Below are 24151 nucleotides of genomic sequence, written 5' to 3'. Positions count from 1 at the left end.
TTAACGAGTGATGATAAACATAGTAACACCCAATAATAAAGGCACATATAAACAACCAAACATTTTTGGTTATTATGGAAATTTTGGCGGCGCTTATATTCCCGAAATGCTGCAACGTAATGTGGAGGAACTAAAGGAAAAGTATTTGCAGATAATGTATGAAGATAGCTTCCAGAAAGAGTTTCAGCATTTGCTGCATGATTATGTGGGAAGGCCAACACCTTTATTTTTGGCAGAACGTTTAAGCAAACAATTCAATACAAAAATTTATTTAAAGCGGGAAGATTTAAACCATACCGGCGCGCATAAAATAAACAATGCCATTGGCCAGGTATTGCTTGCTATACGACTGGGCAAGAAAAGAATTATTGCAGAAACGGGCGCCGGGCAGCATGGCGTGGCCACCGCAACAGTTTGTGCATTAAAGGGGCTTGAATGTATTGTATATATGGGCGAAGTGGATATGGAACGCCAGCAGCCTAATGTAGCGCGTATGCATATGCTGGGTGCAACGGTATTGCCCGCAACAAGCGGCAGCAAAACATTGAAAGATGCCACCAACGAAGCTATCCGCGACTGGATCAATAATCCTAATGATACACATTATGTGATAGGCTCTGTGGTTGGCCCTCACCCCTATCCTGATATGGTGGCGCGTTTTCAAAGCGTGATAAGTGAAGAGATAAAAAAGCAATTAAAAGAAAAAGAGGGCACTGAATTTCCAAATTATGTAGTGGCCTGTGTGGGCGGCGGCAGCAATGCAGCCGGTGCCTTTTATCATTTTTTAGATGACCTGCAGGTGCAGCTGGTGGCTGTGGAGGCTGCAGGCTGTGGCATTAACAGCGGCATGAGCGCAGCTACAACGCAGCTTGGCAAACCGGGAGTTTTGCATGGCAGCAAAAGCCTCGTAATGCAAACGCCTGATGGCCAGGTGGTAGAGCCGCACAGCATTTCTGCGGGATTGGATTATCCGGGCATTGGGCCATTACATGCACATTTATATGAAAGTGGCCGTGCAAAATTTTTAAGCGCTACTGACAAAGAATCGCTGGATGCAGCTTTCAATCTTACCAAAATGGAAGGTATTATTCCGGCCCTGGAATCTGCGCATGCATTGGCGGCATTGGAACAGATGAAGTTTAAACCAACCGATGTTACTATAATTTGTTTAAGTGGAAGAGGTGATAAAGATTTGGCTACTTATATGAAAGCCATGGAATCAAACCAATAAATTTTCAATGGCGGCAAAGCCTTCAGCGGGTTGTAATTGCTCCCACAAAATCTTATAAATAATCTCAGCTATCGGAATTTGCACGCCGAGATTTTGATTGGTGATATGAATGCATTTACTCGCATTATAACCTTCCGCCACCATCCCCAGTTCAAGTTGGGCCGCTTTAACGGAATATCCTTTTCCGATCATATTACCCAGCATGCGGTTACGGCTGTATAAAGAATAGCAGGTTACAAGCAAATCGCCAAGATAAACAGAAGCTGAATAGTTAAGCTGAACGTCAGAAGCTTCATGTTTCACTTCGCGTAAAAACCTAACCATTTCATTGGCAGCGTTGGCTATATAAACACTTAAGAAATTATCGCCGTATTCAAGGCCGTGTGCAATACCGGCGCCCAATGCGTAAATGTTTTTTAATATAGCAGCATATTGTACGCCTAATATATCAGTGTTTGTAACGGTATTGATAAATTCTGTTTTAAAACTGACGGCAAGTTGTTTGGTTATATTTAAATCAAGCCCGGAAAAAGTAAGATAAGATAATTTTTCGGCTGCCACTTCTTCAGCATGACAAGGGCCCAGCACGGTAAAATAATTTTCCAGCGGCACATCAAAATTCTCTGCCAGGTATTCGTTCAACAATTGGTTTTTCTCAGGCAGAATGCCCTTTATAGCAGAGATTATTTTCTTTCCTGTAAACACATCTTTATTCAGGGCGCTCAAAGATTGATGCACATAAGCTGATGGAATTACCATAACCAGCACATCGCTTTTTTCAATCACATAATTGATGTTACTGCTTAGCTGCAATAAATCTGTATTAAAGGAAGCGCTGTTTAAATAATGAGGATTATGCCTGCGTTGTGCAAGCTGATTAATGGTATCAGTATTACGTATATACCAATAAATATTATTGCTGTTACCGGTTAAAATTTTTGCGAGGGCCGTAGCCCAGCTTCCGCTTCCTATTACTCCGAATTGCATATCGTAAATTAGAATATCAAAGATAGAAGCAAAACAAGCAAACAATGAATTTCACGTGTTAATCACATGTTTAAGGTATCATATAAAAAACTGGCTCAGTTTAAAAAACTGAGCCAGTTGCACAATTATTGAATAACAACAAAGAAAATAATATAGCATAATCATTCTTCAAACATCCATCAGGCGGCTTCGCCTTTCCAATGGAACTTTCTCCCGCCCCTGCACCTTATGCCTCAGTCAATCTACTTATTTCTTCTCAAAACTTTTTACAAGCTGGTCTTTATTTACCACCTTAACCTTATCGCCGTTCTTAAGCGTTTTACTTACAACATCGTAAGGGCCGGTAATTACCTGTTCACCGGTTTTTAAACCGCTGTTAACTTCAATATTATTAATGTCCTGAATAGAAGTTTTTACTTCGCTCATTTTAACCTTACCATCCGGTTGCAACACAAAAACAACTTCTGCAAGATCATTGTCAGCGTTGCTGCTTACAGTGCTGCCGGTCTTATTATTTTTAGTTGAATCAGCTTTCAATACATCTTCCCTGCTTCTCGTGGTTACAGCATTCAAAGGCACTGTCAAAACATTCGTGTGTGTTTGCGTTTGAATATCGGCGCTGGCTGTCATATTTGGCCTGAAAGGAAAAGGCTGCCCTTTTATAATAAGGTCTTTATAATCGTTGGGAAGCAGGCGAATATGCACTTCATAGTTGGTTACAGAAGTGGAGGAAGAGCCGGAACTGCTGGTTAAGGCAGATGTTTCCGGATTGGCAATCTTATACACAACACCTTTGAATTTACGATTATTAAAAGCATCAATTTCAACGATGGCCGTATCGCCCAGCTTTACTTTAGGGATATCGTTTTCACCAACATCCACCTGCACTTCTATGCTGCTGAGATCGGCTATGCGCATCATTTCCGTGCCCACATTAAAACTGTTGCCCGCAACACGTTCACCTTTCTTTACGCTTAATAAACTTATAACGCCATCCATGGGCGCGGTAATGGTGGCGCGCTGTAAATCTTTGTTGGCGCTGGTCAACCCTGCAAGAGCATTTTGTACACTGGCTTTATTGGCATTGATGCCGCTTTGTGCAGCAATAAAATTAGCTTTCGCTGATTCATAAGCCTGCTGGGCAGTTTCAAATTCAGATTGTGAGATCACCTTTTGATCAAGCAACGTTTTCTGGCGTTTGTAGGCAGCTTCTGCCTGGTCCAATGTGGCCTTCAATGCACCCAGTTGTGCCTGCGAATTGGCTACCTGCGCCTGGGATTGAGCTACTACGGCAGCAGCCTGATCTCTTTGTGAAGAATATATATCAGCATAAATTTTGGCAACCACCTGGCCGCGGCGCACTGTATCACCTTCCTGCACATTCAGCTCCACGATTTCACCTGATATGTCAGGGCTCACTTTTACTTCAATTTCAGGGAACACCTTTCCTGTGGCAGTTACTGTTTCGGTAATGGTACGTGTAGCGGCTTTTTCAGCGGTAACTTCAATGCCTTCATCTTTACCCAAAACACCTGCTTTGCTTAAAATAACAAGCAGTACAATTAGTATTAACAGTATCCCGATTATCCATTTTAATTTTTTACTCATAATGTAAAAGTTTATGCATTCATCTTAAAACTGTACGCCCTGGCCTTTATAAAATTCGAGCACCTTCATTTTAAAGATGTAATCGTACTTGGCAGACGCCTGGTTAATTTTGGCTGTAAATAAATTGGTTTGAATGGTAATGTAATCTATTGTTGAAAGAATGCCTATCTCATATCTTTTTGTAGCAAGGTCGTACGCATACTGCTGTGTTTGCACGGCTTTTGTTGTGGCACTATATTTCGCCAAAGCCGCCACCGAATTGCTGTATGCAGTATACACATTTTGCTGCAATGTTAAATCATCCGTGCGCTTTTGCAGCCTGTAATTTTCAAGATTAAGTTTGGCGCGGTCGTAATTGGTTTTTAACTGCCTTCCGTTTAAGATGGGTATGTTTAATTGCAGGCCTATACCCTGGCTAAAATTGATATTACCGATTTGTTTAAAATAACGCACTTTACTATATAAGGGTAATTCATGGTGGTTAACAACATAATATCTGGGGTCATTGGTATGGGTTGTATCAGTATAGGGAAATGAACCGGTTTGTTCATAATAATTATTGCCATAATTGCTGCCTAATTGCCCATATAAACTTAGTGTAGGATACATAGCACCTCTTGCGCTTCTTACAGCATATTCTCCTGAAAGAATACGCACACTGTCTGATTGTTGCAAAGGCTGGCTACCCAAAGCCAACTGGTAAACATAAGCAGGATCAAGCTCAGCCAATGCCGGAATAGGAATTTTATCAACATCCGGCGTGGCTACCCTGAATGGCGTGGACTCATCCAAATTAAGCATTGCTATCAGTTGAATCCGGTTTTGATCTGCTGTGCCCAGTGCAGTAATATAATTGGAGCTGTCTGTTGCCAGTTGCGATTCAAGTTGTGCCGCATTCAATTCAGGCATGCTGCCCGCATCAACCAATTTCCTTGTATTATCAAGTTGGGCACGGGTTTGATCAATCTGCACTTTTGCAATATTCGTTTGCTCTACCGCGAGCAGTGTTTGCAGATAAGATGCTGCTACATTCAAAGCAATATCATTCCTGGCCTTCTCTATTCCAATTTTTGCGGCTTCTTCATTTTTAGCCGAGGAGAGTTGATTATTTCTTATACTGAAAAAATTAAACAATGTAACACCTGCCTGCAAACCATAGCTCTGAAAAAATATCTTATTATTGGTGTATTGGTTCGATGTAGGATCGATGCTGCGGCCAAACTGGTAACCAGCCTGTGTATTAAATCCAAGGGTTGGAATGGATTGCCAGTTGGCCAGTTTCTTATCCAGTGCGGCAAGCCTGGCCTGAACGTCGGCCTGCAGTACGCTTACATTATTCGCTATAGCATAATCCACGCATTTGCGAAGATCCCAGGTTGCAGTATCCTGTGCATTTATTTTTTCAAGCGAAAAGAGAAGAAGAAAACTTATAAAATATTTCATCATTTTTTTCTCATGTTTAAAGCAGATGATATTTATAATTAAGATTTTCAGACTGCTTCATTAAAACAAAAATAAAAGAAAGCAATTGTGCCAACTCCTAAAATTTATATAAACGGAAAACTGGCTTGTTGAAACTACTGCTGGTTATTAAGAAAAGTGTTTGTTGGTTATTGCAAAAACAATTTTTGTTTGCGAAGTAATGGTGTTTTATTTTCTTTGAAGGAAAATAATTTGTATGCGCATTTTAATAGATATGGATGATGTGTTAGCCGATGCCGTAGAGCGGTTTTTTGAATGGTATGAAAGAGATTTTGGTATCCGCTATACCAAAGCAGATATTCCCGGTAAACATTTTTACCAGATAGTACCCGATGAACATAAGCAACTCGTGAGAAGCTACCCGCATCAAAAGGGATTTTTCAAAGACCTGCCCGTTATACAGGATGCAAAAGAAACCGTAGAGGTTTTAAGCAGAATGCATGAAATATATATTGTATCGGCTGCAATGGAATTCAAATATTCTTTCACGGATAAATATGAATGGCTCGATAAGCATTTTCCTTTCATCCATTGGAAGCAAAGAATATTTTGTGGCAACAAACATTTGGTAAAAGGCGATGTATTAATTGATGACCATGATTTCAATCTCTCCGTTTTTCCCGGCAGGCCTATTGTATTCACAGCGCCGCATAATATACATTATAAGGAGTATGAAAGAATGGATAACTGGCTTGAGGCAAAGAAATTCTTTGAAGGAATGCCATAGATGGATAATTCAAAATTTTGCGTTTAAACTCATCTTCTCTTTGCATTGGTGTTGCTTGTATGCTTATAATAAATCAAAATAATGAAACCAACTGTAACCATAGAATATTGTCCAAAATGTGGCTGGCTGCTGCGTGCTGCCTACATGGCGCAGGAACTGCTCACTACTTTTACCGGTGAATTAAAGGGCGTATTGCTACAACCTGCGGCATTAAACGGCCGGTATATTATTTACATTGATGGTAATAAAATATTCGACCGTAAGGAAGCGGGCCGTTTTCCCGAAATAAAAGAATTGAAACAATTGGTGCGGGATATTGTGGCGCCGGATAAAAATTTGGGTCATAGTGAAAACGGGCATACTGCAGGTAAAGATTAATAACGGTGCACATGATAAAACAGAAAACTATATTATACCTCTCTTACTGAATACTACAGCTAACCGAAATCCAATTCTTTAAAACACTTCTTCTGTCAGCTCTTTATTTACCATTGCCCCTGCAATATTGCCTGCTGCCACGGCATTAGCTACAGACCGCATCATGCCGGCATTGTCGCCGCAGGCAAAAACACCGTCAATGGTTGTTTTTTGAAAGGTATCCGTTTTTATATATCCATGTTCAGTCAGCTCGCAACCCATCGAAACGGGTATATCTGAATGTTGCACAAACGGAATGGCAGCATACACTGCATTAAAACCAGCTTTATCGCCATCTTTGAAAACCACATTCTTTATATGACCATTCTCGTGTTCTATCGCTGCAATTTCAGCTTCTATAATTTGTATGTTATGTTGCTGCAGCCTGGCAAGTTGCGTGGCTGTAAACCCCGCTTTGCCTGAAGTTAATATTGTAATATCATCTGTAAGATTATTAACCAGTGAAGCTATATGAAATGCTTTATCGCCATTGGCCAGTATACCTGTTTTTTGGCTCCTGAATTCGTAGCCGTGGCAATACGGGCAATGTATAACAGAAATACCCCAACATTCGCTAAAGCCTTTTATGGGCGGCATCATGTCTTTTATGCCCGTTGCAAAAATCAATTTTTTTGAGACAAAGACTTCACCTGTTTGCAGGGTGATACTAAAATCTGTTCCCATTTTTTTTCCGTTAACAGCAAGCCCGTTTATAAACTGTATGTTAGAATAGTTTAGTACCTGGCTTTTGGCTTTTCGGGTTATAGCGCCGGGTTCCTTCCCATCCTGTGTAATGAAGTTATGAGAATAAGGTGTTTGCCTGTTGCAGGGCAAGCCGCTGTCTATAATTAAAACGCTGCGCAGCGAACGGCCCAGCGTCATTGCTGCTGAAAGCCCGGCGTAACTTCCGCCTATAATAATTACTTCAAAATTTTTATCAGTCATAAAGCAAATATACCGGCTTTTTTATAAATGCAACAATGTTGCATTTATAAATATTAGATTTTTTAATCAATAGCAGGAACACTGCACATGACAACAAAATTTGCCTGAGCAACAAACACTTTTAATTAATCTCTAAAATAATATCCTCATAGAAAATGGGTGCTTTATGTAATAACAGCCACTTTGCAAACGGGAAAATTCCCATTGTTTAAATGCGTAAAATACGTTTTCATAATAATCATAAAAAGCTGAACATTGTACTTGAAAAGTAATTAAACAAAGACCGGAAAAGTAGCAAAGAAAGTATCCGTATTTATTGGCTGTAACAAATTATAAAAACTTGTTGAATATCGTTTATATTAAAACAGTAAACATTTTATAACAATATTAATTAAACTAAATAAAACCAATAGCCTGCAAATTAACCCGTGTTATTCCTTTTATGTATTGGCATGTTGGTTGTTCCGGTTGCTATAGCGTCTTACAATTTGAAACGAAATTATCGCGAATGCCTGAAGTAATCTGTAAATTACAAAATGCTTCTATTAAGCGTTGGCAGCTTTATGCAACACCTGTTATTTCAATAATGATCGTGTCAACGGCACTTATATTAATAAGTGCATCTTTATAAATTAATGCTTCAGCGAAATAAAAAAGAAAGCCGGGTAAAAATGAGATATAGATTCGAACATGAATTACTGTTATCGCAACTCGAAACACAGGAATATTCGTTAAGCCAGATAAGCATGGCATTGCATGATAATATAGGCCAGTTATTAAGTACAACCAAATTATTGCTTGGCATGACGGCAATGGAACTGGCACAGCCGCCCGACACATTGAAGACTGCGGAACATACGCTCGCAAAAGCAATAGTTGACCTGCGCTCATTATCAAAAACCCTGCACAATGGATGGCTTCCCCATTTTAATTTTATCAGTCACCTGGAAGCAGAAAAAGAAAGAATAAATGCGCAGGGCATGGCCCAGGTTGCTATTATAAGCAATAGAGAAGAGCTGTCGTTAGAGCCCGGCGTCCAGATAATGCTGTTCAGGGTAGTTCATGAAGCATTGCAGCATATCGGCAAACATTGTTCTGCCAAATGCATTACCATCCGGTTAAAAGGTGGACTAAATTTGTTTGAAGTTGAAATAGTTCTCGCAGACGTTGCATACCCGTTAAAGAATGGTGTTTCAAACAATATGCAACGACGCATTCAATTGCTTGGCGGCATGATTAAGTGGCAGTATAATGAAATCAACAAATATTCATTACAGATTAAGATACCTGTAAATAATCAAGATGTTGCTTAACTGATGACAAGCCGTCTTTACTCAGGAAAACTAAAATTTCATTTATAGATATTAAAAAAAATCACACCTTTAGATAACCAGGCTTCAAAACTGCGAAACTTTACAATCATGAATATTACTATAGGCATAGCAGATGATCATCAATTATTTTTAAAATCACTCAGCCTTCTCATAAGCAGCCTTGAAGGTTTTACCATTATTGCAGAAGGCATGAATGGTAAAGACCTCATCAATAAACTTGAAATAAAAAAAATCGAGCCCGATATAATTCTGCTTGACGTAAATATGCCGGTGATGGATGGCAGGCAAACCGCAGAATATCTTTCTGAAAAATATCCTGCCATAAAGCTTGTTGCGCTTTCCATGAAAGATGACGACGCCACTATTATCAGCATGATTAAAGCCGGCTGCTGCTCTTATCTTCTAAAAGATATTCATCCTGAAGAATTGAACAAAGCGCTTCTTGAAATTCATAAAAAAGGTTATTACAATTCAGATGCGGCTAATATAAATTACCGCCGCCTGCTGCAGCACCAGGAGAAAGAAAAAGAATTGCAGCTTACCGATAAGGAAAAAGAATTTTTACAGCTTGCCTGCAGCGATGCTACTTATAAACAAATTGCCGCTACTATGCATGTTTCAGAAAGAACAGTTGACGGCTACCGCGAAAACCTCTTTAAAAAACTTAATGTTCAAAGCCGCACCGGTATGGCGCTTGAAGCGATAAGAAGAAATTTTGTTTCCTTATAAATATTCAGCCGAAATTCATAACTCATTCCCGGATAACCACTTTACAGGCACCATTTTCCGTTGCAAAATCAATTATGTTTTTCTCCTGCCAAAAACTTCAAAAAGGTTTAAAATCTGCAATTCCGGCGTAATTTATAAACCTGAAAACGTTCTATCTTCGTGCCATGGTTACCAACCTGAGCGCCACGCACAGCTTACTCACTAACTGGATAAGCGAGATCAGAAATACAGAAGTGCAAACAGACCGCATGCGGTTTCGCCGCAATCTCGAACGCATTGGCGAAGCCATTGCTTTTGAAATAAGCAAAACTTTGCCCTGGGAAGAAAAAGAAATTCAAACCCCGCTGGGCTTTCATTCAAGCAAAGTGCTGGCGCAGCAGCCTGTGCTGGCAACCATACTCAGGGCCGGGCTACCATTGCACCAGGGATTATTAAACTACTTTGACAAAGCTGACAATGCTTTTATCTCCGCCTACCGCAAGCACCGCCGCGATGGGAGCTTCGAGATAAACCTTGAATACCTTAGCGCTCCTTCTCTTGATGACAGGATATTAATCCTCTCCGATCCTATGCTGGCAACCGGGTCATCGCTTGTAGCCGCATTACAGGCTTTGAAAAATAGCGGCAACCCTTCACAAATACATATCGTTTCTGCTATTGCTGCTTCTGTGGGAATAGAATATCTATTAAGGGAATTTGGAGAAAGAATATATATTTGGTGCGGTGATATTGATGATGAATTAACTGCGAAAGGGTATATTGTACCGGGCCTGGGAGACGCAGGCGATCTCGCTTTTGGCCTTAAAACACAATTCTGATAAACGAATGCAGCTTTAATTATATCTCTTTGTCTTAAAAAATGTTATTTATTTTCAATAAAATTGAAAAAAGCCCGTTTTATTAAATTTCGAGAATGAAATTATTTGTAACCATCTTTTGCTTATTGATTACTGCAACAACCATTGCCCAGGATCCGCATTTTTCCCAATTCTTCTCATCACCCATGACGCTTAACCCGGCTTTTACAGGTAAGTTTAACGGAATGGTGCGTGGCGCTTTCAATTACCGTAATCAATGGCCTACCATTAACAGGGCTTATCAAACAGCTACAGCTTCTGTTGATTTTCCTATTCTTGCCAATAAAATTCCTTATAATGATACCTGGGGCGTAGGCTTAATGGGTTATACCGATAAAAGCGCTGCCGGCGCTGTGGCCTTTAATTATTTTTCGCTTTCAACAGCTTATCATAAAGGTTTGGATGAAGATGGCCTCAAACAACTTGGTTTGGGTTTTCAGGCTACTTATTCCAATATGCTTATCAATACTTCCAAATTAACGTTTGAAGACCAGTTAACGGCAGCGGGTTTTACAAATCCCACGCAGGAAGTTTTTAATAATTCAACGCTTAAAGCCAATTACTTCGATTTAAATGCAGGCATTCTTTACTCCATGAGTACCACCGACCGTAATAATTTTTATGCCGGTGTAAGCCTGTACCATATTAACCGCCCCAAGCAGGAATTTACAGGCGTTAATTACGATTTATATCCAAGGGCCACTATTCATGCCGGCGGATATTTTCCTGTAGGCGTTCAAACCACTTTGCACCTGAGCGGGCTTTTCAGTACGCAGGCCGGAGCAACAGAAACGCTCATAGGCGGCGCCATGCAGTTTATGGCCGGAGATCCTGAATCTGAAAATCCAACAAGTTTTTATGGCGGCGCCTGGATGCGTTTTGGAGATGCGCTCATACCTTATCTCGGCCTTGAGTTCAACGATTTGCGTGTTGGCGCTACTTACGATATAAATATCTCTGACCTCAAAACAGCTTCTGAAAGCCGCGGCGGCATTGAGATTTCATTGATTTACATTATGAAACATCCCGACGGCAAATTTGTACCCTGCCCGAAATTTTAATGAAGTATGCGTGGAATGCGCTGTTCAAGCAACATTAAATCTGTAAGTACCATGGCTGTAATAGCCTCAAGCACTACCGGCACCCGCAATGCAATGCAGAGATCGTGGCGCCCTTTTACAGAAAATTTTTCTATTTGATTGGTTTCCCAGTTAAGTGTTTGCTGTTCTTTTGGTGTGGATGACGTAGGTTTAACAGCAATGCGGAATATAAGCTCGTTGCCATTGGTGATGCCGCCTACAATACCTCCAGCGTTATTGGTTTTTGTTTTCCCGGATTCATCTATAATGGCGTCATTATGTTCTGCGCCAAACATTTTTGCAGCCGCGAAACCAGCGCCAAATTCAACACCTTTCACAGCAGGAATAGCAAATACAGCATGTGCCAGTAAAGATTCAGCGCTATCAAAAAAGGGTTCGCCTAAACCAAGCGGTAAGTTATTTACGCGGCATTCAACTATACCGCCAATGGAGTCTTTGGCATCAATGGCTTTTTGCAGGCCTTTTTCAAGATCAGGTTCGCCGCCTATTTCCAATATTGCAGCAGCCACTTTTATAGATTGGGTTGCTGCCAAAAGTTTTTTTGCAACAACGCCCACTGCTACCAAACATACGGTTAACCTTCCGCTGAAATGGCCGCCACCACGGTAATCTTCAAAACCTCCAAACTTTTTACTGGCCACAAAATCAGCATGGCCCGGGCGTGGCACGGCACGCTGTTTTGCATAATCACCGGAACGTGTATTGTTATTTTCAAAAAGAATAGTAAGTGGCGCACCCGTTGTTTTATTATTGAAAACACCGCTTTTAAAAATGGGAAGATCGCTTTCCTGCCGCGGCGTGGTGCCTTTTTGAGTGCCACCTTTGCGGCGTTCAATATCTTCCAAAAAATCTTCTACGCTTAATGATAAACCAGCCGGAATACCATCAATATTAATGCCCACACTTTCTCCATGCGATTCGCCAAAAATTGTTACCCTGAATATGCGGCCAAATGCGTTCATGCCCCTTAACCCTTATGGAATTTTATGTTTGCAATTTAATCTTCAGTTTTTATTGAAATACCTAAAGATTGTAAATGTCTGTAAAAATCAGGATATGATTTATTGATGGCTTCGGCCACTTCAATCGTGGTTTCGCCATCAGCTTTTAAGGCCAGCAAAGCGCACATCATGGCAATGCGGTGATCGTGATGCGAATGAACGGTTGCAGTTTTAATGTCGCTTGTGCCTTCAATCTCCATTACATTATCATTCAGCACAACTTTAATATTCACCTTGCCTAATTCTTCCTGAATAGTTAAGGCGCGGTTGCTTTCTTTATGCGCCAAACGATGAACACCGGTAATTTTTGTGATGCCTTTACAACAAGCCGCTAATGCAGCCAGTGGTGGAAACAAATCGGGACAATCCGTTGCATCAAATTCAAAAGCCTTAAGGCCATCACCTGATGGAGCAACTTCTATTTCTTTTTCACCGATCAGCAATTGTGCACCGCAGCTTTCCAAAGCTTCCAGTATTTTTTTATCGGCCTGTGTTGATGCTATATCCAGTCCTGCAACTTTTATATTGCCTGCAATAGCGCCAAACACCAATAAAAATGCACCACCGCTCCAGTCGCCTTCAACCGTGTAATCAACAAAATCGCCGCTTTCCGTATCAGGAGTTTCCTCAAAATAAAATGCTTCGTAGTTGCGGTTTTCAGGAACCTTTAATAAAAAGGATTCCATTACGCTTAGAGTAAGATCAACGTAAGGTTTGCTTTTAAGATTAGTTACATTAATAGTTACATTCTTTGCATCTCTTGCTGCATAGGCCAGCAATAAACCCGTTAAGAACTGTGAACTCAACGAACCGTCTATTGTAATATCTTTTGGTTGCAAAGGTCCCTGTATTTTTATCGGAAGCTTACCTTCATTAGATGCAATCTGTACACCTAACTGCGGCATTACTTCATCAAAAAAATCCATTGGGCGTGTAAGTAAACTACCTTCACCGTTAATCAACATTTCTTTTTTACTCAATGCAACAATTGGTGTAAACATACGAATACCCAAACCCGCTTCACCATTATTTACAACAGATGAAACGGGATCTATGCCATCACTTATAATTTTCAAACTTCCATCTTCCAGGTTCTCCACTTCAGCGCCTAAAGTTTGTATAACATTCAATCCTGCAATATCATCATTGCTCTTGCCTGGATTACGGATAATGCTTTCACCTTTTCTCACCAACGCTGCTGCACAGGCACGCTGCATGGAGCTTTTGGATGCAGGCGCATGAACGCTGCCTCCCTTTACTGAAGAGAAGTTATTAAAGCCGTATCCTTTTATGATTGCTTTCATTATATGCTACTTAGATTCCAGCTGTGTTATTATATTTTCTACCTCGTTTATTGCTATCGGCGCTGCAACAGCTTTACCAATTTTTTGCAGCAACACATAACTGATCACATCCTTCACTTTCTTTTTATCAGCTTTCATTACATCAATCACTTTTTTTGCATTGTAAGATTGATGCACGGGCAACCCATATTGCTTTATCAGTTCAACCACCCGGTTAGTATCTTTAAAACCCTCGTAAGCTTCCGATATCATGCAGGCCATTACCATTCCAACAGCTACGGCATAACCATGAGAAAGCTTGTACGTATTTTCAATGGCATGGCCAAACGTGTGGCCAAAGTTCAGCAGCTTCCTGTCGCCGGTTTCAAATTCATCCTGACCAACCACTTTTGCTTTTAGTAAAGCATTCCGTTGAATAAGATCACGCAATAAAGCTTTTTTAGATTGATATTTTTTAAGGCTGTTTGCCTCCAGTTCTTTAAACATAGCCGCATCTTTTATACAGGCATGTTTAATGATCTCCGCAAAACCGTTCTGCCATTCAATTTCAGGGAGTGTGTTCAGGAAAACAAGGTCGTGTAAAATGAATGATGGCTGATTGATTGTACCAACCATATTCTTATACACACCAACATCAATACCGTTTTTACCGCCAATAGACGCATCAACCATTGAAAGAATAGTGGTAGGAATAAAACCGAATTTTATTCCGCGCATATAAACGCTGGCAACAAATCCGGTCATATCTGTGGCAACACCCCCACCCACGCCAATTAATATTGTTTTGCGGTCTGCACCCAATTCAATCAACTGTTTTATGATAGCATCAATAGTTGATTGCTTTTTAAATTGCTCACCGGATTTTAATATGATTGTTTTCCAGCCTTTGAACTTCTTTACATGCTGGTTAAAAACGTATTCATCAACAAGCATAACAGCATGTTGAACATCAACAAACTCTTTTAAATGAGCAATGCCTGCCGCAAAATAGAAAGTAGTGGAAGATGTATTGAAGTTTACCTTTTTAATATTCATTTCACGCAAAGAAGCAAAGTTTGCAAAGCTGTAAAGTGTTACAATTTGTTTTTAAGCTTTTATCACAAAAATGGGATGAGACCTCTTTATTCATCATTCATTACTTTATTTTGATGCGATATGCTTTCCATGTGAACGGCATCAAAATATTTTGTAACAAATTCTTTGCTTAGGCCTAATTTTTCTCCCTGTGCGTATGCTCTTTCGAGTATTGAATTCCAACGGTTGGTTTGAAGGATGGTGATATTATTATCTTTTTTATACTGGCCGATTTTTTCAGATACCTTCATACGCTGGCTTAAAATCTGCATCAATTCATCATCCAAATGGTTTATCTGCTGGCGTAACTTTTCCATTTGTGCATGAAATTCTTCACTGGCCCCATCTTCTTTCCTCCAGCTTATGGCGCTTAGCATTTCACCAAGCACTTCAGGTGTAATCTGCTGTTTGGCGTCGCTCCAGGCTTCGTCGGGCGTAATGTGGCTTTCTATAATCAAACCATCATAATCAAGGTCAATTGCTTTTTGGGCAACATCCAGCAGAATATCCCTGCGCCCGCAAATATGTGAAGGGTCATTTATCAGCATCATACCGGGATTGCGGCGTTTCATTTCAATTGCCAGGTGCCACATAGGTGCATTGCGGTATTCAGAATTACCATAAGAGCTAAAGCCGCGATGTATCAATCCAATCTGTTTAATACCCGCTTTTGCAACGCGTTCAACCGCACCAATCCATAATTCAAGATCAGGATTAATAGGATTTTTAATAAGCACCGGTACATCAACACCACGTAAAGCATCAGCCACTTCCTGCACACTGAAAGGGTTAACGGTAGTGCGGGCGCCTATCCATAAAACATCAATACCAAAATGCAAAGCATCTTCCACCTGTTTACCGGTTGCCACCTCAACAGTTACAGGCAAGCCTGTAAGTTGTTTGGCTTTTTGCATCCAGGGCAAACCCTTTGTACCCACGCCTTCAAAACTGCCGGGGCGGGTACGCGGTTTCCATATACCGGCACGCAGCATATCAACCTTTCCTGTTTTTTGTAAACGAACAGCCGTTTCTATTACCTGTTCTTCTGTTTCAGCGCTGCACGGGCCTGAAATAACCAGCGGCCTTTTATTCCATGCCGCCTGTGTAACCTCTTTCATGTTTGCTTCAGTTGCTTGCATTTTTTTGATGTTTGTTTTATGTAGCCGGCTATAGTAGTAATGGCATCTTCAGTTGTGTCACTCCCTTGTACGTTCCGATCTTTACTCGGCAAAGCCTGCTCTTTAAAGGGCTGCTAAATTACTACAATTAAGTTTTTTTCTGAGATATTTATATCAATGCTAACTAAACAAGTGTTAGTTAATGAATGCAATTGCAGCTTTGCATGAAAGTAAAATATGTGCTGCAATTCTTTTATGAAGTATATATAGCAAACTGAGCTTCTTCCAATTCAAATACGGCTTCAATTTCAACTGGTATATTTCCCGGCAGGGAACCCATGCCCACAGCACTGCGAACACCAACGCCGTTATCGCTGCCCCACACATGGGCAAACAATTCACTGCACCCATTAATAACGTAAGGATGCTTTTCAAAATCAGGCGTTGCTGCCACCATGCCAAGTACTTTTATAACACGTTTTATGTTATTAAACGAGCCAAGGTTTTGCTTCAGTGTAGCAAGAATGGTGAGGCCAACCTGCTGTGCAGCCTGCTTGCCTTCATCTTCGTTCAAAGTATCTCCTACCCTTCCTTTTATTAAAGTATTATCGGGTAATAAAGGCCCGTGACCAGACACATATACAAGATTTCCCACAATTAAAAATGGCTTATAAACGCCAAGCGGTAAAGGTGCAGGCGGCAGTTCCAATTTCAGGTGTTCGAAACGTTCATCCGGAGTCATATAGAAAGTTTAATGTTTACAATTTAATGTTTGCCGTGCATAGGTTTCGTATCTATGAAATGCTAAACGAAATGCAAAGTGCAATAAATGTAAAATAAATGCATTAAAAAAATGATTGGAGGCTTAGGTTTTCGGTCAGGAGACCAGTTGCTTCAGTACTTTCATCAGCACTTTCTCATCTTTGGTTAAGGCCGATTTATCATCAGGTTCTTCTATTCCGTCAAGCTCTTCAAGGTAATTTTCAATCCCATCTTTTTCATAAAGATTTATGATGCCCGGATGCACATAATATTTTTTACACACAGTTCTGGTATTACCAAGCTTTATACTCACTTCATTTAAAGCGTTAATAATATTTGATTTTCTTTTCGACTCATCCTCCGCTTTTTCCAACGCTTTTAAACTGCGCAGCATTTGCAAAGAGCCGGCCCATGTTCTAAAATCTTTTGCAGTAAAATCTTCGCCCGTTGCTTCTTTTATATAATTATTCAGCATGCCCGAATCGATGCTCTTATGATTACCATCTTCATTATAATATTGAAATAATTCCCTGCCGGGTATATCCCTGCAATCTTTTACAGCTTTTGCCAAACGCCTGTTCTGAATGGTAATATTATGCGTTATACCGCGCTTGCCTTTAAATTCAAACGTAATATGGCTCCCATTAATATTTACATGCTTATCTTTAAGCGTTGTTAATCCAAAAGAGCCATTGGTTTTTTCGTATTCAATATTGCCAACACGTATATAAGTCCGTTCCATAAGGCTTACAGCTGTGGCGAGCACCTTCTTTTCATTTAATTCTTTTTGAAGCAAATCGTTTTCAACCTTCAGGCGAATTTGTGGCAAAGCTTTGCCAAATTCATACATGCGGTGAAATTTTGTTTCATTTCTCAGGGTATTCCATAAAGCATGATAACGGTATTGCTTCCTGTTTTTTATATCATAACCTGTTGCTTGTAAATGCCCGTTTTCTTTATAACAGATCCATACATTTTTCCAGGCAGGCGGCAACACTAATTTCTTTATCCTTTCTAATTGGTGCTTATCTTTCAATACCTCGTTTTTAAACAGGTAAGAAAACCCTTTACCTTTTTTCAACCGAATAATCCCCTGCTCTTTATCTGTAACATATATAAGTTTTGCAACTTCTGCGGTACGGGAATAATCCTTTGTTATTTTAATAAAATCTTTATGCGATATATTCGGGCCAATCATATAATAACCTTGTTCAAAATCAGGATATAAGACTTTCAATTGCTTTTAGTGAGAGCGGTTTTTCAATAACAGTTACACGGGGATTTTTGGGCGCTTCATTGCCCGATTTATAAGCGCTGATTAAATAGAGGGAGGCATTTGGTAATGCTTCAAGTAGATAACCAGCTTTTGTCCAGCCCTGTGAATCAGGAAGATTATTATCAAGGAAAATAATATCAGGAACAAAGTCAAGCGCTTCTTTTAGACCATCAGATAATTTATGTGAAATAACAACTTCAAATTGTTGCCTGGTTAGGTAGTTTTTCAATAACAGGCACAAATCAACTTCATCATCAATAATTAACACCTTTTTCCCGTTCATAGCCATCTTATACAATAAAAAATATGCCTAATATTTTTTACAAAATATTGTATTATAAACCATAACGAGAGTATGAGGATTTGATACAAAGCCTTTATAAGTTTGGCAATCCGCATTTAATCCATTCCTTAGTCCGTAACATTTGTTGACATAATTCTACAATACACTTCCCATTTCTGAGTAAATTTACCCAAAATAACTACCTTGTAGTAAAGCATACCCAATTTGGTCTTGAACTTGCATAACGAGCTGCGAAGAAATAATTAAATCATTACAAAATTTATTCATGACTAAAGTTTTAGTAATAGACGACGACAGGGACATGTGCCTTTTACTGCGGAAATTTTTGGAAAGAAATAATTTCGAAGTAATAGATTTTACAAGTGGTAAAAAAGCATTGGCCTGGTATGAGGAAAATATGCCCGATATTGTACTTTGCGATTTAAGGCTGGAAGATATAAGTGGCCTTGAAATTCTTCAAAAGATGAAATCGACAAATCCTGCCCTGCCCTTTTTAATTATTACAGGCTACAGCGACGTGCGCAGTGCTGTAGAAATAATGCGTCATGGCGCTTATGATTACATTACAAAACCACTGTTTCCCGATGAAATTTTAGTGACCATAAAACAGGCGCTTGCTAATAGTGAGACTTTAAAAAATCAACCTGTTAAATCTGTACAATCTCAAAAGCGGACCAGTGAAAATGCGCCAGACCTTGAGTTTGACATGCATGAGGATTATGTAGTTGGCCCCAGCCAGGCATTCCAGCAAATATTAAAACAGGTAAAGCTTGTAGCGCCCACCAATTACAGCGTTATAATTTATGGTGAAACAGGAAGCGGTAAAGAAGCTGTTGCCAACGAAATTCACAGGCATAGCAAACGAGCCAAGGAACCATTTATTGCCATTGACTGCGGCGCGCTGAGTAAAGACCTTGCCGCAAGTGAATTATTTGGCCATGAAAAAGGATCATTCACCGGCGCATTAAACCAAAAAGTGGGAAGTTTTGAATTGGCTAATGGCGGAACTATTTTTTTGGACGAAGTAGCCAATCTTTCTTACGACATACAGGTTTCTTTATTAAGAGTGGTACAGGAAAGAAAAATGCGGCGCGTGGGTGGCACTAAAGATATTGAGCTCGATGTAAGAATTATTGTGGCCAGCAATGAAAAACTATGGAATGCAACCCAGGAAGGTAAATTCAGGGAAGATCTTTATCATCGCTTTAATGAGTTTAGCATAGAAATTCCGCCATTACGTGACAGGAAAGAAGATATAATGCATTTTGCGGGATATTTTCTACGCATCACGAATAAAGAGCTTGAAAAAAATGTTACCAGGTTTTCACAGGATGTTACTAACGCCTTTAATAATTATGTATGGCATGGTAATTTGAGGGAATTAAGAAATGTTGTTAAAAGAGCAGTGCTGCTGAGCGATGGCGATACAATAGAATTGAAAAGCCTTCCGTTTGAAATAACAAACTATGAAAAGATTAATGAACTGATACCATCGCAGCCTGCAAAGAATAATGACATGCCAAATGCGGCAATACCGCAGGCAGCAACAACATCTGCTGCTGTAAAAACAGGCAACCTTGATTTGAAATCGGCAAGCATTGATGCCGAATATGAAACGATTCTTGAAGCATTGAAGCAGGTAAATTTCAATAAAAGCAAGGCAGCCAAGCTGATGAAAATAGACAGAAAGACTTTATATAATAAAATAAAAGAGTATCAATTGTTAAATAATAAATGAGGAATAAGAACCGCAGAGTAAACCTTTTAATTACATAAATCATTAGTCCTTTGAAGGACAATAAAGCAATTACAGCGTGTTTATGCATCGCAGGCATTATGCTTCATCGTGCTCCCAAATACAGAAGGCCAGATCATGACAAATAACATAAATGTTCTTATTATAGATGATGACGAAGACGATTACTTTATTACGAGTGACTATCTTAAAAATATACCAGGCAAAAATTTTATTATAGAATGGTGCTATAATTATAAAAATGCACTCGACGAAATAAAACGTGAAAAACATGACGTTTTTCTGGTAGACTACAGGCTCGGCGCCAAAACGGGTATTGATCTTATAAAAGAAGCAGTGAAGCTTGAAACTGATGTTCCTTTTATATTGCTTACCGGTAAAGGAGATATTAATATAGATGAAGAAGCCATGAGTCTTGGCGCTTTCGATTATTTGGTTAAAGGAGAATTAAGCAGCGAAAAACTGGAGCGTTCCATACGGTATTCTATTGACAGGGCGAGAACGCTGAATGAATTAAAAGCGAAAGAAAAAAAATACAGAAATATTTTTGATAAATCGAGCGATGCCATTTTTGTTACAGATGATAAACTTTGTTTCACTGAAATAAATTCAGCATTCAGTAACATACTTTCCTGCGATGAGCATGCTTTATTCAAAGTAAAGCTCAGCGAACTTTTCACCGATAATCATTTATCAAGAAAACTAACGGAGGAACTAAAACACAAGGGTGCTATTGAAAACCGCCAGGCCGAAATACGTTATAAAAAAAACAAACCCGTTCCATGCATTATTTCTGCAACCAAAGAAAAAGATGCTGAAGGCAAAGCATATTACCAGGGTGTAATTCACGACATAAGTTTTATAAAGCAGGCGGAACGTGCCAATTTACGCGCTGAAAAACTTGCGGCAACCGGCAGGCTGGTGCGTACACTGGCGCATGAAGTGCGCAATCCAATCAATAATATAAACCTTGCCTGCGAGCATTTGCGCAGCATAGAAAAATCAGAAGAAAATGCCTTATACCTGGATATTATTTACAGAAACAGCGGCCGCATTAACGAGCTCATAAAAGAATTGCTCAACAGCTCAAGGCCCGCTGAAATGCAGCTTACAGATTGCGTTTTGCAATCTATTATTGATGAAATTATAAATTCGGCCAAGGACAGGATCAGTCTTAAAAATATTGCGCTGCAGATAGACTATCCTTCAGAGTTAATTAATGTTAATGCCGATTTTGATAAAATAACAATAGCCCTGCTCAACATATTAATTAACGCTGTTGAAGCCATTGAACACGATAAAGGCAGGATTTCAATAAAAGTTAAAAACGATAAAACAAATTCCTTTATTGAAATTACCGATAATGGCAGCGGAATAAGCGAAGATAATCTTCACCGTTTATTTGAACCTTATTATACATCAAAACGAAATGGCATTGGCTTAGGGCTCGCTTCCACGTTAAATATTATACAGGCGCACAATGGCTCTGTGGAAGTAATTTCAGAACCCGGCAGGTCAACTACCTTTGCCGTAACCTTGCCCGTTAAAAGCAAATCTTTGTAGAATATAATGCCCGATAATCTTCTTATCAAGTTTATAAAATTTATCGCCGGGTTGTATAAATAACTGGCACACTTTTTAAACTTACTACTATAAAAATTACAAGATATGAGAAGCATTTTATACATCATCGCAGTTATCCTGGTTATTGGATGGTTGCTTGGCGTTTTTGTTTACAGCGTAACCGGTTTAATCCATATTTTGCTGGTATTGGCAATAATATCTTTATTGATTGGCCTAATAGGCGGAAGAAGAACATAATTACAAATACAATAATTTTTATTAAGCATTTAAAAACCGGTTTTAAAACCGGTTTTTTATTTTAGGAAAACCTTAGTAAACGTTCTGCATTAAATTATTGTCGAATAAACGTTCTATAAATACACTAAATTTTTTGTGCACTTGGTTTGATCTCTACTTAAAAAATCTCACACAATGCTAAATAATAAATTAACATCGGCAGCCCTGGTTGCCTGCGTTGTAACGCTGTTTAGTTGCACCAAAGAGCCTTTAAATAATCTCACACAGGAAGAATCAAGGATCTATGTAACTAACGCCGATACAACAATAAATTTCAGCGCATTTAAAACATACAGTATTTCAGATTCTGTGGTTGTACTTGATAACGGCCAGTCATACAAAGATCTTCAGCCATCTGACCAGGCATACATTGATGCTGTAAATAAATACATGCAGCAAAGAGGTTACACAAAAGTGCCAAGGTCAAACAATCCTGACATTGGTATAGATGTAAACAGGATATACAATACCTCTACAGGTTATTACAGCTATAACGATTACTGGGATTATTATGGTGGATACTGGGATCCTTATTACTGGGGCTATGGCGGCTATGGTTATTATATACCCACATTTTTTGGTATTTACCAGGTAACCGAAGGAGCTATGAGTGTGGATATGCTTGATTTAAAAAATGCCTCCGAAAAAGGCAAGATAGAAGTTATCTGGAATGGCCTCATACGCGGCGAAGGCATATTTAATGCTTCAATAGCCGAAGGTTCAGTGAAAGCTTTATTCGATCAGTCAACTTATTTACACAGCAATTAAAGAATTATAATCATGAAAGCATTAAAATCGTTGCTTTTTGCAATATTCATTTTTTCAGCAGCGCAGTTACATGCACAAAGAGGCGTGGTAAATATGAGCCTGCAATATAATTATGCCCTGCCATTGGGAAGTTTTAAGACAGATGTTATAAGCAAGGGGTCTCCCCGTGGTTTTACGGGAGATATTCTCTATGGCATAAGCGATAAATTTTCGGTTGGCCTCGGCCTTGGTTTCCAGGATTTTTATGAAAAATTTCCGAGGGCTTTATATAATACCGACGATAAAGAAGTAACCTCCGCCGTATTAAGCAATTCTGTTCAAATAATACCATTATTGGCAAAAGCTGAATTCAGCCCGCTTGGCAGCACAGCACCTGTTCAACCTTATATAACTGCAGGTGCAGGTTTAGGCATATCAAGTTTTACACAATACCTTGGGGAGTTTGGAGGCACCGATAATGCAGGCGGCTTAATGCTGCAGGGCGGCGCAGGCATTAGGGTTCCATTCGGAAAATACAGCAAAGCCGGTTTCAGATTGGGTGCCAATTATAATATGGTTTCCTATCATCATAATGGCTTCAGCAATTTTAATAATCTAAGCTTCCAGGGCGGGATATATTTTCCTCTTAAATAAAAGGCAAGCATTAATAGCCACGGATAATCTGTGGCTATTAATTTTTCAATTCATTATTTTGTTATCAATAAAATACCGGCGAAAAAAAAGCAACTGGTATTTTATTGAATTATTCCAGTAAACCCAGTTATGTTCACCAGGCCTTTCAATGTAATCATGATCAATTTTATTATCCAGTAGTTTCTTATGAAGATCGCGGTTAACCTGTATAAAAAAATCATTTACGCCGCAATCAAATATCAATTTAAGCTCGTCATTTTGTAAAGAACCGGCAAGGTTCACTACAACGTTTTTATCCCACACATCTTTATGTAAAGCATACTCACCGAGGTATTTTTTAATATCCCAGTTATCTGGAAATGGCCTGAAATCAACGCCGCCACTCATGCTGCCTGCAGCTCCGAAAATATCTGTATGTTTCATAGCAAGATATAATGCGCCATGCCCGCCCATGCTTAAACCCGTTATTGCACGGGCTTTTCGCGAAGCAATGGTTCTATAATGCGCATCAATATATTCAGGAATTTCAAGCGCAACATTAGTTTCATATTTCATACTTGTATCAACCGGGCTGTCGAAATACCAACTGCCAAAAGCGCCATCGGGGCAAACAACTATAAAACCATTTTCATCAATTGTTTGCAATAAATCCGAGGCATTCAAAACCCAGTCGCTATAATTACCGCTGTAACCGTGCAGTAAATATACAACCGGTAAATGCGCAGTATCTGTTGCATATTTTGATGGTGTTATAACAATACACTTCACATTTTTATGCATGCTCTTACTGTAAATAGCAATCGTATCAACATTAGCTGCTTTTACAAAAAAACAAGCCATCGTAAACAAAAGGGCAAACGATAATCTCTTCATCTTTT

Annotated in this window: 24 protein-coding genes; 12 read left to right on the top strand and 12 right to left on the bottom strand. The window is 39.4% G+C overall.

The annotated features are described in order from the left end of the window. Positions 1-10: 10 nt before the first annotated feature. On the top strand, positions 11-1231 hold the full coding sequence (gene trpB, locus ACTHN6_RS10515; protein ID WP_440435717.1) for a tryptophan synthase subunit beta: 1221 nt from the start codon (positions 11-13) through the stop codon (positions 1229-1231). Here trpB and ACTHN6_RS10510 read toward each other — a convergent pair. From ACTHN6_RS10510 to ACTHN6_RS10500, 3 genes are all read right to left on the bottom strand, one after another. After that, on the bottom strand, positions 1220-2218 hold the full coding sequence (locus ACTHN6_RS10510; protein ID WP_440435716.1) for an NAD(P)H-dependent glycerol-3-phosphate dehydrogenase: 999 nt from the start codon (positions 2216-2218) through the stop codon (positions 1220-1222). The two genes, trpB and ACTHN6_RS10510, sit on opposite strands and share 12 nt — an antisense overlap. A 246-nt stretch (positions 2219-2464) precedes the next feature. Then, positions 2465-3826: an efflux RND transporter periplasmic adaptor subunit gene (locus ACTHN6_RS10505; RefSeq protein WP_440435714.1), complete on the bottom strand. Its 1362-nt coding sequence runs from the start codon at positions 3824-3826 to the stop codon at positions 2465-2467. Positions 3827-3850: 24 nt separating this feature from the next. Further along, positions 3851-5272, bottom strand: a complete 1422-nt coding sequence (locus ACTHN6_RS10500) for a TolC family protein (protein WP_440435713.1) — start codon at positions 5270-5272, stop codon at positions 3851-3853. Between the two features lie 232 nt (positions 5273-5504). Here ACTHN6_RS10500 and ACTHN6_RS10495 point away from each other — a divergent pair, with 232 nt between their 5' ends. Both ACTHN6_RS10495 and ACTHN6_RS10490 read left to right on the top strand, forming a co-directional pair. Continuing rightward, entirely contained in the window at positions 5505-6035 is a 531-nt protein-coding gene (locus ACTHN6_RS10495; protein WP_440435712.1) for a 5' nucleotidase, NT5C type, read from the top strand. Positions 6036-6116: 81 nt separating this feature from the next. Then, entirely contained in the window at positions 6117-6413 is a 297-nt protein-coding gene (locus ACTHN6_RS10490) for a SelT/SelW/SelH family protein (protein WP_440435711.1), read from the top strand. Between the two features lie 78 nt (positions 6414-6491). Here the strand turns inward: ACTHN6_RS10490 and ACTHN6_RS10485 are convergent, their stop codons facing one another. Next, on the bottom strand, positions 6492-7397 hold the full coding sequence (locus ACTHN6_RS10485; RefSeq protein WP_440435710.1) for an NAD(P)/FAD-dependent oxidoreductase: 906 nt from the start codon (positions 7395-7397) through the stop codon (positions 6492-6494). Between the two features lie 671 nt (positions 7398-8068). Between ACTHN6_RS10485 and ACTHN6_RS10480 the strand changes: the two genes are divergently transcribed. From ACTHN6_RS10480 to ACTHN6_RS10465, 4 genes are all read left to right on the top strand, one after another. After that, positions 8069-8710, top strand: coding sequence for a sensor histidine kinase (locus ACTHN6_RS10480; protein ID WP_440435709.1), 642 nt, complete (start codon positions 8069-8071; stop codon positions 8708-8710). Positions 8711-8818: 108 nt separating this feature from the next. Next, positions 8819-9460 (top strand): response regulator, encoded by a 642-nt coding sequence (locus tag ACTHN6_RS10475; RefSeq protein ID WP_440435708.1) that lies wholly within the window; start codon positions 8819-8821, stop codon positions 9458-9460. 164 nt (positions 9461-9624) lie between these two features. Next, positions 9625-10278: a uracil phosphoribosyltransferase gene (gene upp, locus ACTHN6_RS10470; RefSeq protein ID WP_440435707.1), complete on the top strand. Its 654-nt coding sequence runs from the start codon at positions 9625-9627 to the stop codon at positions 10276-10278. A 95-nt stretch (positions 10279-10373) separates the two neighbouring features. Beyond that, a complete protein-coding gene (locus ACTHN6_RS10465) occupies positions 10374-11378 on the top strand; it encodes a PorP/SprF family type IX secretion system membrane protein (protein ID WP_440435706.1) in 1005 nt (334 codons plus the stop codon). On the opposite strand, the gene ACTHN6_RS10460 is transcribed toward ACTHN6_RS10465, so the two are convergent. The 7 genes from ACTHN6_RS10460 to ACTHN6_RS10430 form a co-directional block, all read right to left on the bottom strand. Beyond that, positions 11375-12379: a chorismate synthase gene (locus ACTHN6_RS10460; protein ID WP_440435705.1), complete on the bottom strand. Its 1005-nt coding sequence runs from the start codon at positions 12377-12379 to the stop codon at positions 11375-11377. The two genes, ACTHN6_RS10465 and ACTHN6_RS10460, sit on opposite strands and share 4 nt — an antisense overlap. A gap of 35 nt (positions 12380-12414) precedes the next feature. Beyond that, positions 12415-13722 (bottom strand): 3-phosphoshikimate 1-carboxyvinyltransferase, encoded by a 1308-nt coding sequence (gene aroA / locus ACTHN6_RS10455; RefSeq protein ID WP_440435704.1) that lies wholly within the window; start codon positions 13720-13722, stop codon positions 12415-12417. A 6-nt stretch (positions 13723-13728) separates the two neighbouring features. Continuing rightward, the gene (gene aroB, locus ACTHN6_RS10450; protein ID WP_440435703.1) at positions 13729-14757 is read right to left on the bottom strand and encodes a 3-dehydroquinate synthase; all 1029 of its coding nucleotides are present in this window, start codon (positions 14755-14757) and stop codon (positions 13729-13731) included. Positions 14758-14843: 86 nt separating this feature from the next. Beyond that, entirely contained in the window at positions 14844-15935 is a 1092-nt protein-coding gene (locus ACTHN6_RS10445; protein WP_440435702.1) for a chorismate mutase, read from the bottom strand. A gap of 232 nt (positions 15936-16167) precedes the next feature. Further along, positions 16168-16656, bottom strand: a complete 489-nt coding sequence (locus ACTHN6_RS10440; RefSeq protein WP_440435701.1) for a RidA family protein — start codon at positions 16654-16656, stop codon at positions 16168-16170. A gap of 135 nt (positions 16657-16791) precedes the next feature. Then, positions 16792-17913, bottom strand: a complete 1122-nt coding sequence (locus ACTHN6_RS10435; RefSeq protein WP_440435700.1) for a DNA topoisomerase IB — start codon at positions 17911-17913, stop codon at positions 16792-16794. Next, a complete protein-coding gene (locus tag ACTHN6_RS10430; protein WP_440435699.1) occupies positions 17894-18235 on the bottom strand; it encodes a response regulator in 342 nt (113 codons plus the stop codon). The genes ACTHN6_RS10435 and ACTHN6_RS10430 overlap by 20 nt, the downstream gene beginning before the upstream one ends. A 286-nt stretch (positions 18236-18521) precedes the next feature. On the opposite strand from ACTHN6_RS10430, the gene ACTHN6_RS10425 reads away from it, so the two are divergent. From ACTHN6_RS10425 to ACTHN6_RS10405, 5 genes are all read left to right on the top strand, one after another. After that, complete coding sequence (locus ACTHN6_RS10425; RefSeq protein WP_440435698.1) at positions 18522-19994, top strand: sigma-54-dependent transcriptional regulator; 1473 nt, start codon at positions 18522-18524, stop codon at positions 19992-19994. 135 nt (positions 19995-20129) lie between these two features. Then, the gene (locus ACTHN6_RS10420; protein ID WP_440435697.1) at positions 20130-21575 is read left to right on the top strand and encodes an ATP-binding response regulator; all 1446 of its coding nucleotides are present in this window, start codon (positions 20130-20132) and stop codon (positions 21573-21575) included. Between the two features lie 105 nt (positions 21576-21680). Then, a complete protein-coding gene (locus tag ACTHN6_RS10415; RefSeq protein WP_440435696.1) occupies positions 21681-21833 on the top strand; it encodes a lmo0937 family membrane protein in 153 nt (50 codons plus the stop codon). Between the two features lie 174 nt (positions 21834-22007). After that, positions 22008-22640 carry a DUF4136 domain-containing protein gene (locus tag ACTHN6_RS10410; protein WP_440435695.1) on the top strand — a complete coding sequence of 211 codons (633 nt, stop codon included), beginning with the start codon at positions 22008-22010 and terminating at the stop codon, positions 22638-22640. Positions 22641-22652: 12 nt separating this feature from the next. After that, positions 22653-23273 carry an outer membrane beta-barrel protein gene (locus ACTHN6_RS10405; RefSeq protein WP_440435694.1) on the top strand — a complete coding sequence of 207 codons (621 nt, stop codon included), beginning with the start codon at positions 22653-22655 and terminating at the stop codon, positions 23271-23273. Positions 23274-23318: 45 nt separating this feature from the next. Here ACTHN6_RS10405 and ACTHN6_RS10400 read toward each other — a convergent pair whose 3' ends face one another. After that, positions 23319-24146, bottom strand: coding sequence for an alpha/beta hydrolase (locus tag ACTHN6_RS10400; RefSeq protein WP_440435693.1), 828 nt, complete (start codon positions 24144-24146; stop codon positions 23319-23321). Positions 24147-24151 lie beyond the last annotated feature (5 nt).

The sequence above is a fragment of the Parafilimonas sp. genome (assembly GCF_051953455.1).
Lineage (GTDB): Bacteria > Bacteroidota > Bacteroidia > Chitinophagales > Chitinophagaceae > Parafilimonas.
The sequence above is the reverse complement of the archived record's forward strand: the minus strand, read 5'-3'. Positions and strand labels throughout refer to the sequence as shown.

What these genes read in the sequence shown, in the direction of transcription:
- ACTHN6_RS10485 (WP_440435710.1), bottom strand. Translation starts at nt 7,397, where the DNA reads ATGACTGATAAAAATTTTGAAGTAATTATTATAGGCGGAAGTTACGCC.
- ACTHN6_RS10440 (WP_440435701.1), bottom strand. Translation starts at nt 16,656, where the DNA reads ATGACTCCGGATGAACGTTTCGAACACCTGAAATTGGAACTGCCGCCT.
- aroA (WP_440435704.1), bottom strand. Translation starts at nt 13,722, where the DNA reads ATGAAAGCAATCATAAAAGGATACGGCTTTAATAACTTCTCTTCAGTA.
- ACTHN6_RS10495 (WP_440435712.1), top strand. Translation starts at nt 5,505, where the DNA reads ATGCGCATTTTAATAGATATGGATGATGTGTTAGCCGATGCCGTAGAG.
- ACTHN6_RS10505 (WP_440435714.1), bottom strand. Translation starts at nt 3,826, where the DNA reads ATGAGTAAAAAATTAAAATGGATAATCGGGATACTGTTAATACTAATT.
- ACTHN6_RS10500 (WP_440435713.1), bottom strand. Translation starts at nt 5,272, where the DNA reads ATGATGAAATATTTTATAAGTTTTCTTCTTCTCTTTTCGCTTGAAAAA.
- ACTHN6_RS10475 (WP_440435708.1), top strand. Translation starts at nt 8,819, where the DNA reads ATGAATATTACTATAGGCATAGCAGATGATCATCAATTATTTTTAAAA.
- upp (WP_440435707.1), top strand. Translation starts at nt 9,625, where the DNA reads ATGGTTACCAACCTGAGCGCCACGCACAGCTTACTCACTAACTGGATA.
- ACTHN6_RS10465 (WP_440435706.1), top strand. Translation starts at nt 10,374, where the DNA reads ATGAAATTATTTGTAACCATCTTTTGCTTATTGATTACTGCAACAACC.
- ACTHN6_RS10420 (WP_440435697.1), top strand. Translation starts at nt 20,130, where the DNA reads ATGACAAATAACATAAATGTTCTTATTATAGATGATGACGAAGACGAT.
- ACTHN6_RS10415 (WP_440435696.1), top strand. Translation starts at nt 21,681, where the DNA reads ATGAGAAGCATTTTATACATCATCGCAGTTATCCTGGTTATTGGATGG.
- ACTHN6_RS10405 (WP_440435694.1), top strand. Translation starts at nt 22,653, where the DNA reads ATGAAAGCATTAAAATCGTTGCTTTTTGCAATATTCATTTTTTCAGCA.
- ACTHN6_RS10480 (WP_440435709.1), top strand. Translation starts at nt 8,069, where the DNA reads ATGAGATATAGATTCGAACATGAATTACTGTTATCGCAACTCGAAACA.
- ACTHN6_RS10510 (WP_440435716.1), bottom strand. Translation starts at nt 2,218, where the DNA reads ATGCAATTCGGAGTAATAGGAAGCGGAAGCTGGGCTACGGCCCTCGCA.
- trpB (WP_440435717.1), top strand. Translation starts at nt 11, where the DNA reads ATGATAAACATAGTAACACCCAATAATAAAGGCACATATAAACAACCA.
- ACTHN6_RS10430 (WP_440435699.1), bottom strand. Translation starts at nt 18,235, where the DNA reads ATGAACGGGAAAAAGGTGTTAATTATTGATGATGAAGTTGATTTGTGC.
- ACTHN6_RS10425 (WP_440435698.1), top strand. Translation starts at nt 18,522, where the DNA reads ATGACTAAAGTTTTAGTAATAGACGACGACAGGGACATGTGCCTTTTA.
- ACTHN6_RS10490 (WP_440435711.1), top strand. Translation starts at nt 6,117, where the DNA reads ATGAAACCAACTGTAACCATAGAATATTGTCCAAAATGTGGCTGGCTG.
- ACTHN6_RS10445 (WP_440435702.1), bottom strand. Translation starts at nt 15,935, where the DNA reads ATGCAAGCAACTGAAGCAAACATGAAAGAGGTTACACAGGCGGCATGG.
- ACTHN6_RS10460 (WP_440435705.1), bottom strand. Translation starts at nt 12,379, where the DNA reads ATGAACGCATTTGGCCGCATATTCAGGGTAACAATTTTTGGCGAATCG.
- ACTHN6_RS10410 (WP_440435695.1), top strand. Translation starts at nt 22,008, where the DNA reads ATGCTAAATAATAAATTAACATCGGCAGCCCTGGTTGCCTGCGTTGTA.
- ACTHN6_RS10400 (WP_440435693.1), bottom strand. Translation starts at nt 24,146, where the DNA reads ATGAAGAGATTATCGTTTGCCCTTTTGTTTACGATGGCTTGTTTTTTT.
- aroB (WP_440435703.1), bottom strand. Translation starts at nt 14,757, where the DNA reads ATGAATATTAAAAAGGTAAACTTCAATACATCTTCCACTACTTTCTAT.